This is a genomic window from Phnomibacter ginsenosidimutans (assembly GCF_009740285.1).
Classification (GTDB): domain Bacteria; phylum Bacteroidota; class Bacteroidia; order Chitinophagales; family Chitinophagaceae; genus Phnomibacter; species Phnomibacter ginsenosidimutans.
This window is the reverse complement of record NZ_CP046566.1, coordinates 255,689-272,761: the sequence shown is the minus strand read 5'-3', so window position 1 is coordinate 272,761 and position 17,073 is coordinate 255,689. Positions and strand designations below refer to the sequence as shown.

The window sequence follows — 17,073 nt, the reverse complement described above, 5'->3', positions numbered from 1 at the left end:
TTGACTGCTTATCATGATGAAAACTATCTTTCAGGCCTGTGTGGTTGGTACTGTGCTGATGACTGTTGCCTGCAGTTCATCTTCCACCAAAGAAGCCAATACGCTTTTTAAAAAAATGGATGCGGATAGTACCGGCATCAACTTCACCAATACAATAACCGATAACGAACAGTTCAACATATTTAGTTATCGGAATTTTTACAACGGTGGTGGTGTGGCCATTGGCGATATCAACAACGATAGCCTCCCCGATGTATTCTTTACTGCCAACATGGGGCCCAATAAACTGTACCTCAACAAAGGCAAAATGCACTTTGAAGACATCAGTGAAAAGGCGGGCATAACCGAAACCAACAAGTGGAGCACCGGTGTAGTAATGGCCGATGTAAACGCCGATGGATGGCTGGATATTTATGTGTGCAATGCTGGCTACGAAAAAGGCCGCAACACCAACAATGCCTTGTTCATCAATAACAAGAATGGCACATTTACCGACAGTGCAGCCGCTTATGGATTAGACAACGACGGTTACACCACGCATGCCGCCTTTTTTGATTACGACCTCGATGGCGATTTGGACTGCTATATTCTCAACAACAGTTTTATGCCGGTGAATACGCTGAACAACAGCAATCGCCGCGATTTACGGGCCAAAGACTGGCCGGTGAAAGATCAGTTTAAAGGAGGCGGCAGCTACCTGATGCGCAACGATGGCGGCCGCTTTACCGATGTAAGCGAAGCTGCCAATATTTATGGCAGCCTCATCAGCTTTGGATTGGGCGTAACAGTGGGCGATGTAAACGGCGATCACTATCCTGATATTTATGTAAGCAACGATTTCTACGAAAGAGACTATCTCTACATCAACCAGCAAAACGGCACTTTTCATGAAGAGCTGGAAGACTGGACAGAACACATTAGCCAAAGCAGCATGGGTGCCGACCTGGCGGATGTAAACAACGATGGCTATCCCGACATTTTTGTAACCGACATGCTGCCCGGCGATGACCAACGCCTCAAGACGACAACGAGTTTTGAAAACTATGATGTGTACAACCTCAAACTCAATTTAGGTTTCTATCATCAGTACATGCAAAACACTCTACAGATCAACAACCGCAACGGTAAGTTTACCGATGTGGCGCATTACAGCGGGGTAGCAGCTACCGACTGGAGTTGGGGCGGTTTAATTTTTGATGCTGACAATGATGGCTTTAATGATTTGTATGTGTGCAATGGCATAACCCGAGACTTGACCGATCAGGGACTTTATCGACTTTTTTGCCAACGATGTAATACAACGCATGGTACAAACCGGCAACAAAGACAAAGTGCAGGAAGTGATTGATAAAATGCCGAGCAGGCCGCAAAAAAACAAAGCCTTTCGCAACACAGGCAACCTGCGCTTTGAAGATGCCGGCGACGGCTGGGGCTTTAGCGATCCATCTTTTAGCAACGGTGCTGCCTACGGCGACCTTGATAATGACGGCGACCTTGATCCGATAGTGAGTAATGTGAACGCACCCGCATTTGTGTACCAGAACAACAGCCGCCAGCAAAACAATCAACAATACATTTCTTTTGCGCTGCAAGGAAAAGGCAAGAATACTTTTGCCGTAGGCAGCAGCATACAGGTATTTCAAGGCGATCAAATCATCAGCCGCGAAATCATTCCCAGCCGTGGCTTTCAAAGCAGCATTGATTACAAATCCGTGATTGGCTTGGGCAACAAAGCGGCAGATAGTGTGCACATCATTTGGCCCGACAAAACATTTACCCGCATGATTCAACCAGCGGTAAACCGCACACACCACATTCGCTGGCCCGATGATGCAGCAGCCTACATTCCACCGGCCCGTAAGTTGCCGCCACCGGTGCTGCAAGCAGTAGCCACCAACTTCGACAAACATCAGGAAGACAACTATGTAGATTTTTATACAGAAAGGAACATGCCCATCATGCAGAGCAAGGAAGGACCGAGAGCTGCCGTAGCAGATGTGAATGGCGATGGCAAACAGGATGTGTACATTGGCGGCGCTGCCGGGCAAGCAGGTCAACTGTACATCAATAACGGTTCTGGATTTACGAAGAGCAAACAACCTGCTTTTGAATTGATGGCGCAGTTTGAAGATGTAGTTGTAGCATTTGCTGATGTAGATGCCGATGGCGATATGGACCTGTTGGTAGGCAGTGGTGGCAATCATTTGCAATCGGGTATACGTGAAATGCAAAACCGATTGTATGTAAATGATGGCAAAGGCAACTTTAGCCTCAACGCAGAAGCCTTGCCGGCTAATGATGGCAACAGCAGCAGCATTGCTATCATTGATGTAAATGCCGATAATTTCCCTGACTTTTTTATTGGCAGCAAATGTGTGCCGCAAAACTATGGTGCGCCACCGCGGCATCAGTTGCTCATCAACAACCGTTCTGGTTTGTTTGAAGACGCTACGGCTGAATTGTTTCCGCAGGCTGCTACACTCGGTTTTGTAAGTGCTGCCAGCGTAGGCGATATCAATGCCGACGGAAAGCCTGAGCTGATTACTGTGGGTGAATTTTCTGGTGTGCAGGCATTCAGTTTTGCCAGCGGAAAAGCGACCATCATCAATACAGGATTGGAACAACAATTTGGCTATTGGCAAAGCATGGCCATGGCAGATTTGGATGGCGACAACGACCTTGATTTGGTGCTGGGCAACATGGGTGAAAATGGCTACCTGAAACCATCGGCTGCTGCACCAATGAAATTGTGGTTTGGCGATTTTGACAACAACCAGTTGTACGATAAAATACTCACCCGTACTGTGAATGGCAAAGATGTGCCCGTATTCCTGAAACGTGATTTAACCGATCAGATGCCTTCACTCAAAAAACAAAACCTGCGGTTTGAAGCTTTTGCCAGTAAGAGCATTCAGGAATTGTTTAGCCCAGAACAATTGGCCAAAGGCAAACAATATACCTGCAACTATGCGCAATCAGCAGTAGCCATCAACAATGGCAGCGGCAAGTTTACCCTGCAGGCATTGCCCATGCAAGTGCAGCTCTCCAGTGTGCATGCCATTTGTGTAAGCGATGTAAACGGCGACAGTTTTCCGGACATCATTATGGGCGGCAACCAATACGCCACCATGCCACAGTTTGGCCGCTTTGATGCCAGCTTTGGCCATGTGCTCATCAACAATGGCAAAGGTAATTTCACCTGGATTGAACCTGCCATCAGTGGCATACAAATTCGGGGTGCCATTAAAGACATTCAACCCATTGTCGGCAAAACCATGCAGTATCTGGTACTGCGCAACAACGATACACCGGTGATGATTCAACGCAATAACAAGCCTGCCAAAAACTAATGTGTTATGATGAAGGCTCGTTCTATACATGCATTATTGGTGATGTTGCTGACAACATTGCTGGCTTGCAAAAGCAAACAGCAAGAAACTATAGCAACCCAATTATCGTTTACACTCCGTACTGCCGATGAAACGGGTTTGCAATTTGCCAACACCCTCAAGCCGACTGCAGATTTCAACATGTTTAACTACATGTATTTCTACAACGGTGCCGGTGTAGCTACAGCCGATTTCAACAACGATGGTTTTACAGGATGTATTCTTTGCCGGCAATCAGCAGGCCAATAAAATGTTTCTCAACAAAGGCCAGCTGAAATTCGAAGACGTTACAACTGCTGCCAATATACCCAACGATGGTGCCTGGAGCACAGGTGTAAGTGTGGTAGACATCAACAGCGACAGCCTGCCCGACTTGTATGTATGCCGGGCCAGCAACTATGAAATTCTCAAAGGCAAAAATCAGTTGCTGGTATGTAAAGGCATCAACAATGGTATGCCTGTATACGAAGATGAAGCGGCTGCTTACGGGCTCGACTTTGCCGGACTGAGCACACAAGCTGTTTTTTTTGATTACGACATGGATGGCGATTTGGATATGTTTTTGCTGAACCATGCGCCGAGTCACGTTGGCAGATTTGCGCAGCGCAGTCAGTTTCTCAATACCTACGATGCCATCAGCGGCGACCGCCTGTACCGCAGAGATGGCAACCGGTATACGGATGTAACCAAAGAAAGCGGCATCAACAGCAGCGCCATTGGTTACGGGCTCGGTGTGGCCGTGAGTGATGTCAACCTCGATGGCTGGCCTGACATTTACGTGGGCAACGATTTTCATGAAAATGATTACCTCTACATCAACACCGGCGATGGCAAGTTTGTAGATGAAATACAACTACGCACCATGCATACCAGCCAGTTTACCATGGGTGTGGATGTGGCTGATGTAACCAACGATGGCTTTCCGGAAATCATCAGCATGGATATGCTGCCGGCCGATCATTACATGCAAAAACGCAGCCTCGGCGAAGACAGCTATGATATTTTTCAAATGAAGCTGCGCTACGGGTATCATCCGTTTTTTACCCGCAACAATTTGCAACTCAACCGGCGCAACAATCTCTTTAGCGAAGTAGGTTTGTACAGTGGCATTGCAGCTACCGACTGGAGCTGGAGTTGCCTCTGGACCGACTTTGATAACGATGGCTGGAAAGACTTGTTCATTAGCAATGGCATTCCGAAAAGATTGAATGATATCGATTGGGTAAACTTTATTTCCAACGATAACATGCAGCGCAAGATGAGCAGCAATCAACTCACCGACAGCGACTTTGCCGTGATAGATCGCTTCCCCGAAATAAAACTGCCCAACTATTTTTTCCGTAACACCAGCGATGCCAAATTCAACAATGAGTCTTCGGCCGTAAGCAACAGCAAACCTACTTTTAGCAATGGTGCAGCGTATGCAGATTTTGACAATGATGGTGACATTGACATGGTAGTGAACAACATTGCAGATGCTGCCATGCTGTATGAAAATACCTTGAGTGAAGACAAGCGTAAACAGCATGCATCGCTGCAGTTGAAAGGAGCACCAGGCAATGAAAAAGCCTATGGCGCCAAGTTGGTATTGTATCAACAACAGCAAATACGTACGTACGAAAAGCAGCCTGTGCATGGCTACATGAGTTCGATGGATGTACCGCTGCATGTGGGGCTGAATGGCTCTGTTGATTCGGCCCTACTTATTTGGCCCGACAGAACAGTGCAACGCATCCAACTAAAATCCGGCGAGCAAATCATACAATGGCAAGCAGGTTTGCCGCGTTTCAATTTTGCACAACTCTCCGGTGCGTTCTCCAATCCGACTTTCCCTGTTGAAGACCTTACGGTATCATCGGGCTTGTCGTACGATCATACTGAAAACCTGTTTCAGGAGTTTAACCGGGAGCAACTCATACCGCACATGACGAGTACCGACGGCCCTGCATTGGCTGTAGGCGACCTCACTGGTGACGGTTTGGATGATGTGTTTTTTGGTGCATCACGTGGTTTTAAAAATGCGTTGTTTATACAGCAAGCCAATGGTCGGTTTGTGCCTTCGCCACAAGTAGCATTGGCAGCCGATAGCATGTGCGAAGATGTGGATGCCTGCATGGCCGATGTGAATGGTGATGGTAAAAAGATTTGATTGTGGCCAGTGGCGGCAATGAGTTTTATGGCACTTCTCCCATGATAGCACCACGGGTGTATTTGAATACAGGCAATGGCTTGCAGAAAAAAGAAGATGCATTCAACAATGTGTTTTTGAATGCGGGCAGCATGGCTGCTGCCGACTTCAACGGCGATGGAAAAATTGATTTGTTTATTGGTGGCAGGTGCGAACCTTTTGCCTATGGCAAAACACCCCGCAGTTATTTGTTGCAAAACGATGGCAGCGGAAAATTTACCGATGTAACGGCAACTGCAGCACCTGATCCAACCACTGCAGGTATGGTAACACATGCCCGCTGGGCAGACATGACCGGCGATGCACAACCCGATTTGCTCATCAGCAGCGAATGGCAACCCTTGCAGATGTATGTAAATAATAAAGGAAAGCTGAGCAAGCAACTCATCGGGCCCGAAACCGGGTGGTGGAATATGATGTTGCCGGTAGATGTAAATGCAGATGGTCAGCCAGATATTATTGCCGGCAACCTGGGTCTCAACAGCCGCCTTACTGCCAGCAGTACTCAGCCCCTACGCATGTACGTTACAGATGTGGATGGCAATGGTACTACCGAGCAAATTCTCACCTACTATCTCGATGGAAAAGAAGTACCCTTTGCGGCAAAAGATGAATTGCAACGTCAGCTGCCCATCTTAAAAAAACAATACCTCTATGCCGAAGATTTTGCCAAGGCCAATTTGGCTGACATTTTTCCGAACAATGCATTGAGCAAAGGCCTTCACCTCTCCGCCACCTCGCTGGCCAACAGCTTGTACCTGAGCAAAGGCAAAGGGCAATACGAGGCTGTTGCATTGCCTTGGTTGGCGCAGTTGAGTTGTTATAAAGATGCCTGTGTAGTGGATGCCAATGGCGATACACTTCCCGATGTGTTATTGCTGGGCAACTTTTACGACAATACCATGCAGTTGGGTAGAAACGATGCCGACTTTGGCACCCTGCTCGTCAATGAAGGCAAGGGCAAATTCCGTATTGAGTTGCTGAATGGATTGATTGTTGCCGGCGAAAGCAGAAAAATATTGCCCATCAAAGTTGGCGGCAGGCAGGCGTTCGTCATTGCCCGCAACAATGCCCCGGCCGTGCTCATGGCTTTCAGCAATCGGTAAGCGTTACACTATTCCATTATCGGAAAATACACCCGTGTTTGCCACTTACTGCTATCGGTGCTGAGGCGGTTGTTGAGCAACATTTCGTAAGGTATGCCAGGCATAATGCGGTTGTAATCTGCCACATGCTGATACATAGCCGCAAAGCAGGCTCGTATTTGCTGCTGACCGCCCGTTACCTCTGCCGTCAGGTTGTTGCCCAACACCATGCGTTTGGTTTTATACACCGGATGTTCGGGCAACCATTTGTTCACGGGTAGTGCCACCTGTGTTCTGTATGATTGTCCATCGGTTTGTACAAACAACATGGGCGGATTGGTGAAGCCTGCGCCGTTGGCACTGGCAAATTTTTCCAACTCAGCCAGTTGCGCATAAATCATTGGCAGGTCGGGCCGCGATGCTGTTTCAAAGGATTTGGTCACCACAATACTGTCAGTCATTTGGCCTTTTACAATATTGAAACCGTAAGCTTGCTGTGTGTTTTCCAAATAAGCTTTTAGCTGTGTAGCCAAGTGTTGTTGTGCGGCTTGTAAAGTTGCTGCATGGTTGCGTTGCTGCCAATGTTGCCAAAACCAGTTGCTGGCAGGCAATGGAGTTTCCCAATTCAGAATCACAGAATCTTTGCCCAACTCCACCAGCAATATTTGCGACAGCGTATCCAGTGCTTCGTGTTTTACCCGCAGTACTACCTGCCCCATGCCCGCCATTACAGGTTTCATGTCAACAGCATTTGGCGTAGCGGTAGTGGTTTGAATTTTTTGCCAAATGGCGGTGTCGCCCAACAAGCGGTTGGCGGCGGCAGCACTTACTTTAAAAGAAGCTTGAGTCGTTACATTTTTAGGTGCAGTCCAAACAAATTGCAACAGCAATACCAGCACTAACAGCAACACACTTACAACGATGATTCCTTTTTTCATACAACAATCAACAAACGATTTAATTCAACAGCAACATTTTCGAATGTCGAATATACAATGCTGCATGGTTGCGTATGCGGTTCTCATTGGGTTGCTGTCTTCAAACCTTTGCAGTGAACAATATCTTTTTTGTAAAGAACAGCCAATTCGTTTTACAGAAAACCGTTGTATTACTTTAGCAACTGAACCAGTTATTGCTTGCTATGAAAAAATTACTGCATGCCGTTACGGCCTTGTTGTTGTTTGCTACCAACAGCCAACCGTTGGCTGCACAAGACCCCTGGAAAATTTCGGCCAATAATATTCAGGCTTCCAATTACTACGGTATTACGGCTGCCAATGGCATGATTGGTATTGTGAGTGCTCCGGAACCTTTCAAAGTAAAAGACGTAGTGCTGGCCGGTGCATACGATACGTATGGCCGTGGACGGGTAAGCAATTTCATCCCCAGTTTCAACCTGCTGAACATGCGGGTAGAAATTGATGGCCGCAGCATTGATGCCAGCAACATCAGCAACTTTACCCAAGAGCTCAACATGCAGCAGGCGGCTTTTACCGGCAGGTTTGATCATGCCGATAAAGCCAGCATCAGCTACACGTATTATGCCTTGCGGCATTTGCCTTACACCGTGTTGATGGACGTCACCATCACCCCGAAAAAAGACATTCAACTGGATGCCGCCAGTGTAATGGCAGCCCCCGATTTGCTGAAAAACGTACAGAACTATTACAACGAAATCGACCGGCCGCATGTGGTCATTTCATTGCTCACCTCATCTGCCCAAAGCCCCACGGGCAAAATGCAAATGTGTGCCAGCAACAGTTTCATTTTTAGCGAAGCACATGGCCACGAACCACGGGTGATTCATGAAATGTGGGACAACAACATGCACCTGATGAAGTTTAGCAAAACGCTGAAAGCCGGCGAAACCTATCGCTTCTCCATCACAGGTTCTTCCATCACTTCGGCGCATCACGATGATCCGCTGAATGAAGCAGAACGCCTCACCATTTTTGCCAAACTCGAAGGCCGCGACCGCTTGTTGCAGCGCCATTTACAAGCATGGCAAGAGCTATGGAAAAGCGACATTCAAATTGAAGGCGATGCACAAAGTCAGCAAGACATTCACAGCATGTTGTATCACCTGTATTCATTTACCCGTGAGGGTACAGCTCTCTCTCCATCGCCCATGGGCCTGAGCGGACTGGGCTACAACGGCCACGTGTTTTGGGATACCGAATTGTGGATGTATCCTGCCTTGCTGGTAATGCAACCCGCCATTGCCAAGAGCATGGTGGAGTATCGTTTTAAAAGATTGGAAACGGCCAAACGCAATGCTTTCAGCAAAGGGTACAAAGGCGCTATGTTTCCTTGGGAGAGTGCCGAAACAGGCGTAGAAGAAACACCGGTGTGGGCACTCAGCGGCCCGTTTGAACAACACATTACTGCATGTGTAGCCATTGCTGCATGGAATTATTACCGTGTAACGCAAGATAAACAGTGGCTACTAGAAAAAGGCTGGCCCATCCTGAAAGAAACAGCCGACTTCTGGGCATCGAGAGTAGAGCGAAACGGACCTGGTCACTACGACATCAACAATGTGGTGGCTGCCGATGAGTGGGCCGAAAACGTGAACAACAATGCTTTTACCAATGCCGCGGCAAAAGCCAATTTGCAGTTTGCTACACAAGCAGCTGCATTACTGGGCATACCTGCCAATAGCGATTGGGCACATGTGGCAAGCAACATTCCCATCCTGCGGGAAAATGGCATTACCAAAGAACATGAAGCGTACAAAGGCGAAGGCATCAAGCAGGCGGATGTAAACCTGCTGGCCTATCCGCTGAAAGAAGTAACCGACCCGAAGCAAATAAAAGCCGACCTCGACTATTACAGTGCCCGGGTACCCAACGAGGGCACACCTGCCATGACGCAAGCTGTATTTACGCTGCTGCATGCCCGCTTAGGCAATGCCGACAAAGCCTGGTATTGGTTTAAAGATGCGTACCTGCCCAACCTCAATCCGCCCTTCAGAGTAATTGCCGAAACCAAGGGCGGCACCAACCCTTATTTTGCTACCGGTGCCGGCGGCATTTTGCAAAGTGTACTCATGGGTTTTGGTGGACTGGAAATAACCGACAACGGGATTGTGCAACAAAAAGGCCTGCTGCCATCCCATTGGAAAAGCCTTACCATTACTGGCGTTGGACCCAACAAACAAACTTTTGTAGTGAAGTAAAAATGCCATAAACAAAATCGGGCTTGCTACTGATAAAAAACCTATTTTGCTTTTAATTGAAACGACTAGCTGCCATAGGAATATTGGGCATACTACTGTTTAACAGTGTAGGCTATCAGGGGCTCACCCGTTGGTTGCAGCACCGTGCCGATGTGCAGTCACAAGCTCGTATTGATGAAGGCCAATTTGCACCGGAGGAATTGATTGAGATGAGTGTTGCCATGGACATTCCATACGCCACCAATTGGGGCAACTGGGAGCACTTTGAAGGTGATGTGGTGATTGATGGCATTCATTACCGCTATGTAGAACGCAAGTTGGAAAACGGCCGCATGTATGTTCGCTGCTTGCCCAATACACAAAAGCAAACCGTACTCAATGCACGGGACGCCTTTTTCAAACTGGCTTACGATGCCGACCATGCCGGCAACAGCAAAAAATCAACCTCAATTTTCGTAAGCAATTACATTGGCGACTACGACGATGCCAGCAATCAATGGTCGCTGGCACATTGGGTAGCCGCCCAACATTCGCCCATCGCCAAAGAGCCGGGCTGTCATCAGCAACTGGTCATTGGCAGCATCATCATTCCTCCGGAAAGCCAATCTTAATCATGTTTTGCTTTTTGCCGGCTGTCTACTTTGCAGCGGCCTGATGCATTGTGTAATGCATCATTATTTCTTGTTTTATTCTACTATCGATCGACATTATGAAAAAGCTTTTTGGCGGAGTACTGGCCATTGTGTTTTTGGCAAGCTGTACTTCTTCTACTGAATACAAAACCTACCTGAGCAATCCGCAACTGTTTAGCCAGGTGGTGCACGAACTCAACAGCGTGGTAATGGGCAACAACTTTCCACCCATTGTTGCCTCTCGTAACTACACCTATGCTTCCATTGCTGCATACGAAGTAATGGCAGCGGGCAATCCTACCAGATTCAATTCACTGGCCGGCCAAATCAATGATTTGACTGCCATGCCCAAACCACAGGGCGATAAAGTAAATTTTGAACTGGCAGCCATGCTGGCATTCATGCAAGTAGGCGAAGCGGTTACGTTTCCCGAAGGCAGCATGAAGGATTACCGCGACAGCATTTTGCAGATAGCCCGTGACAAAGGATTGCCCAAAGAAGAAGAAACACAAAGTGTAGCTTTTGCTGACACCATTTCCAAAGCACTCATTGCCTGGAGCAAAGGCGACAATTATGCCAAAACAAGAGGTGCACAAAAGTATACGGTGATGGATGTGCCCGGCCGTTGGGTACCTACGCCACCCATGTATGCCGATGCTGCCGAACCCAACTGGCGCATGATTCGTCCGTTGGTGATGGACAGTGCCAACCAGTTTACACCACCGCCACCTGCACCCTTCAACATGGACGATAAAAATGGCCCCTATTACAAACAAGTAATGGCCATTTATGATAGTAGCAAAACAATGACCAAAGAAGAAGAACACATTGCCTGGTTTTGGGACGACAACCCTTTTAAACTGAACGTTAGCGGTCACGTCATGTTCAGCACCAAAAAGTTTTCGCCTCCCGGCCACTGGATGGGCATTGTGGGCATTGCTGCGCAAAAAGCAAAAGTTGATTTTGCCGAAACCGTGTATGCATACGCCATTACGGCCATTGCCAAGTTTGATGCGTTCATCCAATGCTGGGATGAAAAATACCGCAGCAACTATGCTAGGCCCGAAACCATCATCAATAAATACATTGATCCGGAATGGCGGCCATTGTTGCAAACACCGGCTTTCCCCGAGTACACCTGTGGCCACAGCACCACCAGTGCTGCAGCCGCTGAAGCGTTGACAAAAGTGTTTGGCGACAACTTCGCCTATACCGATACTACCGAACTGGAATTTGGCATTGACAGCCGCAGCTTCAAATCGTTCCGGCATGCTGCGGAAGAAAACAACCTGGCCCGTTTTTATGGTGGTATTCACTTTCATCCTTCGTGCCTGGTAAGTACCGATTACGGCAAAAAAGTAGGTGAGCTTGTGGTAAGCAAGCTGCACATGAAAAAGTAGTTTTTACAGAAAACAAATGGGTGTAATGCCCTGCTGGTTGGTCCCGTACATGTAGCATCCGCCTATGCGTGTGGCACTTGTACAAGTATACAACGTACATGTATGTATGTCCACCATCATCATGTATCGTTCACCGTTCAATCGGGTCAGTCATTCGTTTGTTTTCTCTCTTCATCCATCAGAAAAAATAACATCATGCAACACATACGCATGGGCATACTATGCCTGTTGCTGTGTGCAACACATAGCCTGCAGGCTCAAATGGATATCGATGCCCTGTTTATGGGCAAAGGCCAATTGTGTACCGGCCCTATGTATATGCACAACAGCTGGAACAATTATTGGGAAGGCACTCTCAAAAGAGACAATCCCAACCTTGGAACTGTTACCACACAATCCATCAGCCTCATGGGCATGTATGGTATTCGCAAAAACGTGGCCGTGTTTTACAACCTGCCCTACGTCATCACCAACCCGAGTGCCGGCCAATGGAAAGGACAGCGGGGCTTTCAGGATGGGAGCCTCTGGCTGAAATACAAACCCGTTACAAAGCAGCTAGGCAAAGCACAACTATCAGTGATAGGCTTGCTCGGTGTAAGCACACCGCTCAGCAATTACAGCAAAGACATGTTGCCTTTCAGCATTGGCATGGGCAGCACCAATGGCCATGCCCGATTGATGGTAGATATAATCCGCAACAACTGGTTTGCTACTGCCAGCATGACTTATGTTTTGCGCAGCAATGTGCAGCTCGACAGAACGGCGTATTACACCACGCAAATGCATTACAGCAATGAGGTAGCCATGCCCGACGTAACGCAGTGGAACCTGCGCCTCGGCTATCGTACCAACAAAATGGTAGCCGAAGCTGTGCTCGACAACATGACCACGCAAGGTGGTTTCGACATGACGAGAAACAACATGCCCTTCCTCAGCAACCGCATGAATGCGACCAGAGTTGGTGTACACTTTAAGCAAGAGGAAGTGGGCCTGAAACCCTTGACTGTATTGGCTGGTGGTAACTATACCATCGCCGGACGCAACATGGGGCAAAGCACCACGCTGTACGCCGGCCTTGCCTGGATTTTTCAGTTTGGAAAAAACAACAACACAAAAAAATGATGAAGCACATCAGTTGTGTAATCCTTTCCTTTCGTTGCCTGATGCTACATGCACTGTAGCACAAGGGTCCCGATAGCTATCGGGAGACACAACGAAGCTGATAGTATTGCTTCTGCTTGTTTCAAAAAAACTCAACCAAATTACCATGCCTCAAAAAATATCCTTTACATCATCTGCCTTGCTGGCCTGCTTGCTTTTGCTGGTCGGTTGCAGCAAAGAAGTGACCGATGTAAGCCAACAATTTCCTGCACTACAACCTGCCCGAACCGACATCAATGCAGGCACTTGGAAAACCATTTTGCTCACTGCACCAGATGAAGTAGCCGTAGCAGCACCTGCGGCACCTACAGGGCCAGATTACACCGCACAAATCAATGAGATTAAAAGTGTGCAAGCGGCCATGCAAGGGCATGACAAAGAAGCCTTGCAATACTGGAGTGCCGGAGCGGTGCTACGTTGGAATGAGCTTACCCGCCAATTGGTAGCCAAGTACAACCTGCCACCGGTGAACAATGCAGATGGTGTGTACCCTGCACCCGATGCCAACAATCCATTGGCCTATCCTTACTTTCCTTTCAGCAATCCACCCTATGCAGCCAGAGCCTATGCCTACATTAGTGCAGCCACCTACGATGCATTGGTAGCTTGCTATCATTACAAAAAATTGTATAACCGTGCAGCACCGTATAACGTGAACACAACTGTGCAAGCGTTAGTACCCACCAGCAACCTACCCAGCTTTCCCAGCGAAGATGCTACTGTAGCTGGTGTGATGTGGGAAATGATGAAGCTGTTGTTTCCGGGTGAGCAGGCATTTGTGCAAGACAAAATCAATGAGCATTTGCAAAGCCGCCTGGCCAGTGGTGCCAATGTTCGCAGCGATCTGGATGCGGGTTATGCATTGGGCCGTGCAGTAGCCCTCAAGTTTGTGGCACGTGCCCGTGCCGACCGTGCCGGGCAAGCAGCAGGCAGCCTGCTGATAGAAGATGCGATGCGCCAAGCCACCATTGCCCGTGGTGAAGTGCCTTGGATAAGCCAGGAAAGCCCCAAGCGACCCGGTATGCTCATGCATTTTGGCAAAGTACGCACCTGGAATTTCGATAGCGCTACATTGGTAGCCATTCGTCCACCGGCGCCACCGAGTACCAGCAGCCCGCAGTTCAAACAAGAGCTGGAAGAGATTTACAACTATGCCAAAAATCCAAGTCGGGAACAAATTCGCATTGCGCAGTTTTGGGCCGATGGTGTAGGTACCTACACACCACCCGGCCATTGGAATGCCATTGCCTGCGAAGACTTTGTGGGCATGCAACTGAGCGAAGTAAGATGGGCCCGAAATCTCGCATTGCTCAATACCGCCATGATGGATGCTGCGGTGGCATGTTGGGATGCTAAATACACTTACTTCAATCCGCGTCCGTTTCAAATGGATAACAGGATAAAAACGGTGGTGGGCTTACCCAACTTTCCTTCGTATACCAGTGGCCACAGCACCTTTAGCGGATCTGCCGCCACAGTGCTAAGCTACCTCAACAGCAAACGCAAAAACGACTATGAAGCCATGGCACAGGAAGCGAGTGTGAGCCGCATGTACGGCGCCATTCACTACCGTAGCGATTGCGAACAAGGATTGGTTTGCGGCAACCGTGTGGGCGGCTTTTCAGTAGAACGAGGCAAAGCCGACGGCGCCGGTCTGTAAACATTTTTCTCTCTCATCTTTTTACAACAGCATGGGCAATACGGCCCATGCTGTTGTGTTATTGCCCCTTACATACATTACCTTCATGGCTTATCTATCGAATGCCTGACCTATGAAAAACATTGCCCTTGCTATGGCCCTGATAACCGGCTTTTCCGTTGCTGCACAACCCATCGTTACGCCCGATCAGTTGTATGGCAACTTGTTTCACGAAGTGCAAATGCAGCGCATCTTTCCTGATGGCAAAACCTTTGTGGACTGCACACCCAAGCGACCGGTGAAAGACATTATGTATGACTATGGTTTGCAAAAAGGGCCCAACATGAATTTGAAAAAATTTGTGGCCGATAATTTCAACCTGCCCGTTACACCACAACTCAATTATGTAACGCAGGAAAAAGATGTGGTGATGCACATCCAAAATTTGTGGAGCGTATTGAAAAGAGAACCAAATTCTATTTCCCCCGCCGGGGGCAAGGGGGCTTCATCTTTGTTGCCTTTGCCACATCCCTACATCGTTCCCGGTGGCCGCTTCCGCGAAATTTATTATTGGGATTCTTACTTTACCATGCTGGGTTTGAAAGAAAGTGGCGAGGTGCAAACCATCGAAAACATGATTGACAATTTTGCCTACCTCATACAAACCTATGGCCACATTCCTAATGGCAACAGGTCGTATTATGTAAGTCGTTCGCAGCCGCCCTTTTTTGCATTGATGGTAGAATTACTGGCAGGCATCAAAGGCAAAGACGTGTACAAAAAATATTTGCCAGCCCTACTGAAAGAGTATCAATACTGGATGAGGGGCAGCGATAGTGTAACCACCGGCAACGCAAAGTTTGCGGTGGTAAAACTGGGCAAAGATGAAATACTCAACCGCTACTGGGATGATAACGCTACACCACGGCAAGAAAGCTACCGCGAAGACATGCTAACGGCTGATACATTTGCGATGAACAAAATGATGACCATGCGTTTTGCGTCGCAACAAGCAGCGGATAAAATGCGGCGTCAGTTGCGGTCGAATGCCTTCCGCCACCTGCGGGCTGGTGCAGCCAGTGGCTGGGATTTCAGCACCCGATGGTTTGCCGATGGCGAACACATCCACAGCATTGAAACGACGAACATCATTCCGGTGGATCTCAACAGTTTGTTGTATCAACTGGAAGTTGTCATTGCCCGGGCGTATCAGTTGAGTGGCGTGCAGGCACAAAGCACCGCCTTTCTCAAAAAGGCCAACAAACGGGCATTGCTCATCAACAAATATTGCTGGAACAAAACGCTGGGCTACTATGCCGACTATCATTTTGCCAACCAGACGCAGCTTGAACGCATTACTGCAGCTGGTATGTTCCCCTTTGCATTGTTACCCATGCAAGCATTAGAAGGTAAAATGGCAATCGCAAAAACAGTATTGCAAAACCATTTACTGAAAGATGGCGGTGTGCTGACTACACCCGTGAGTAGCCATCAGCAGTGGGATGCGCCAAACGGTTGGGCACCGCTGCAGTGGATGAGCATTTGGGCGCTGGACCGCAACAATGAAAAAGCATTGGCCAAAGACATTGCCCAACGTTGGTGCCAACTCAACGTAGCTGTATTTATGCGCACCGGTAAGCTCATGGAAAAGTACAATGTGGTGAACACGCAACTCGATGCAGGCGGTGGTGAATATCCTTCGCAGGACGGTTTCGGCTGGACCAACGGTGTGCTCCTGGCGCTGATGAAGAAGTATGGAATAACACAGTAGCCCATTATTTAATCTAAAAGGAGAGCCGTTGATCAGCTCTCCTTTTAGATTATCGCATCTGTTGCTACTGCTGTATAATATGAACAGCAGAGCCACCTCCAGCCGCCAGGCGAAGCGACAGCACATCCCCTGATTGTACTATTTTGGTTTCAATGGTATATGCCATTGGATTGGTTTGCCAATCGGCATTTTCTGCATCCCTGTAAACGATGGCTTTGTAACGTTTTCCTTTGGGCAAAAAACTCAGTGACAGATTGGCCATGCGAGATTGTTCATCGGTAATAGCACCAATAAACCATTCGTTTTTGCCTTTGGTTTTACGGGCTATAGAAATATAGTCGCCCGGCTCCGCTTCAAGATAGTAGGAAGCATCCCAATCCACCGCTACATCCCGGATAAACTGAAATGCATCCAGGCGCCGCTCATAGGCATCAGGCAAATCGGCAGCCATTTGCAATGGACTATACATGGTAACATACAAGGCCAGCTGCTTTGCTAACGTAGTATGGACTTGTGTAGTTTTACTTTTATCCCAGTAGTTCATTTTTATTTCGAAAATACCGGGAGTATAATCCATGGGGCCACCCATGAGTCGTGTAAATGGTAAAATGGTTTCGTGCTCCGGCGGAT

The 17,073-nt window shown here is 48.1% G+C and carries 13 protein-coding genes; 11 read left to right on the top strand and 2 right to left on the bottom strand.

The window, feature by feature from the left end; all coding sequences use genetic code 11:
- Positions 1-13: 13 nt before the first annotated feature.
- From GLV81_RS19100 to GLV81_RS01110, 5 genes are read left to right on the top strand one after another with little or no spacing between them, the layout of a single operon-like run.
- Positions 14-1,348 (top strand): FG-GAP repeat domain-containing protein, encoded by a 1,335-nt coding sequence (locus GLV81_RS19100; protein ID WP_197428825.1) that lies wholly within the window; start codon positions 14-16, stop codon positions 1,346-1,348.
- Positions 1,305-3,350 (top strand): FG-GAP-like repeat-containing protein, encoded by a 2,046-nt coding sequence (locus GLV81_RS19095; RefSeq protein WP_197428824.1) that lies wholly within the window; start codon positions 1,305-1,307, stop codon positions 3,348-3,350. Before GLV81_RS19100 ends, GLV81_RS19095 begins: the two co-directional genes overlap by 44 nt.
- Before the next feature lie 6 nt (positions 3,351-3,356).
- Positions 3,357-3,638 carry a hypothetical protein gene (locus GLV81_RS01120; RefSeq protein WP_157476074.1) on the top strand — a complete coding sequence of 94 codons (282 nt, stop codon included), beginning with the start codon at positions 3,357-3,359 and terminating at the stop codon, positions 3,636-3,638.
- Positions 3,592-5,538, top strand: a complete 1,947-nt coding sequence (locus GLV81_RS01115; protein WP_157476072.1) for a VCBS repeat-containing protein — start codon at positions 3,592-3,594, stop codon at positions 5,536-5,538. The genes GLV81_RS01120 and GLV81_RS01115 overlap by 47 nt, the downstream gene beginning before the upstream one ends.
- A 2-nt stretch (positions 5,539-5,540) precedes the next feature.
- Positions 5,541-6,683: an FG-GAP repeat domain-containing protein gene (locus GLV81_RS01110; protein ID WP_157476070.1), complete on the top strand. Its 1,143-nt coding sequence runs from the start codon at positions 5,541-5,543 to the stop codon at positions 6,681-6,683.
- An 8-nt stretch (positions 6,684-6,691) separates the two neighbouring features.
- Here GLV81_RS01110 and GLV81_RS01105 read toward each other — a convergent pair whose 3' ends face one another.
- Positions 6,692-7,600 (bottom strand): hypothetical protein, encoded by a 909-nt coding sequence (locus GLV81_RS01105; RefSeq protein WP_157476068.1) that lies wholly within the window; start codon positions 7,598-7,600, stop codon positions 6,692-6,694.
- 203 nt (positions 7,601-7,803) lie between these two features.
- Here GLV81_RS01105 and GLV81_RS01100 point away from each other — a divergent pair, with 203 nt between their 5' ends.
- From GLV81_RS01100 to treF, 6 genes are all read left to right on the top strand, one after another.
- A complete protein-coding gene (locus GLV81_RS01100) occupies positions 7,804-9,840 on the top strand; it encodes a kojibiose hydrolase (protein ID WP_157476066.1) in 2,037 nt (678 codons plus the stop codon).
- Between the two features lie 56 nt (positions 9,841-9,896).
- Positions 9,897-10,451 carry a hypothetical protein gene (locus GLV81_RS01095; protein WP_157476064.1) on the top strand — a complete coding sequence of 185 codons (555 nt, stop codon included), beginning with the start codon at positions 9,897-9,899 and terminating at the stop codon, positions 10,449-10,451.
- Positions 10,452-10,549: 98 nt separating this feature from the next.
- Positions 10,550-11,872, top strand: a complete 1,323-nt coding sequence (locus GLV81_RS01090) for a vanadium-dependent haloperoxidase (RefSeq protein ID WP_157476062.1) — start codon at positions 10,550-10,552, stop codon at positions 11,870-11,872.
- A gap of 195 nt (positions 11,873-12,067) precedes the next feature.
- Positions 12,068-12,994 (top strand): hypothetical protein, encoded by a 927-nt coding sequence (locus GLV81_RS01085; RefSeq protein ID WP_157476060.1) that lies wholly within the window; start codon positions 12,068-12,070, stop codon positions 12,992-12,994.
- A gap of 145 nt (positions 12,995-13,139) precedes the next feature.
- Positions 13,140-14,693: a vanadium-dependent haloperoxidase gene (locus GLV81_RS01080; protein WP_157476058.1), complete on the top strand. Its 1,554-nt coding sequence runs from the start codon at positions 13,140-13,142 to the stop codon at positions 14,691-14,693.
- Positions 14,694-14,826: 133 nt separating this feature from the next.
- Entirely contained in the window at positions 14,827-16,443 is a 1,617-nt protein-coding gene (gene treF / locus GLV81_RS01075; protein ID WP_246186162.1) for an alpha,alpha-trehalase TreF, read from the top strand.
- A gap of 64 nt (positions 16,444-16,507) precedes the next feature.
- Here the strand turns inward: treF and GLV81_RS19745 are convergent, their stop codons facing one another.
- Positions 16,508-16,894 carry a glycoside hydrolase family 97 C-terminal domain-containing protein gene (locus GLV81_RS19745; protein WP_246186410.1) on the bottom strand — a complete coding sequence of 129 codons (387 nt, stop codon included), beginning with the start codon at positions 16,892-16,894 and terminating at the stop codon, positions 16,508-16,510.
- Between the last annotated feature and the right edge of the window lie 179 nt (positions 16,895-17,073).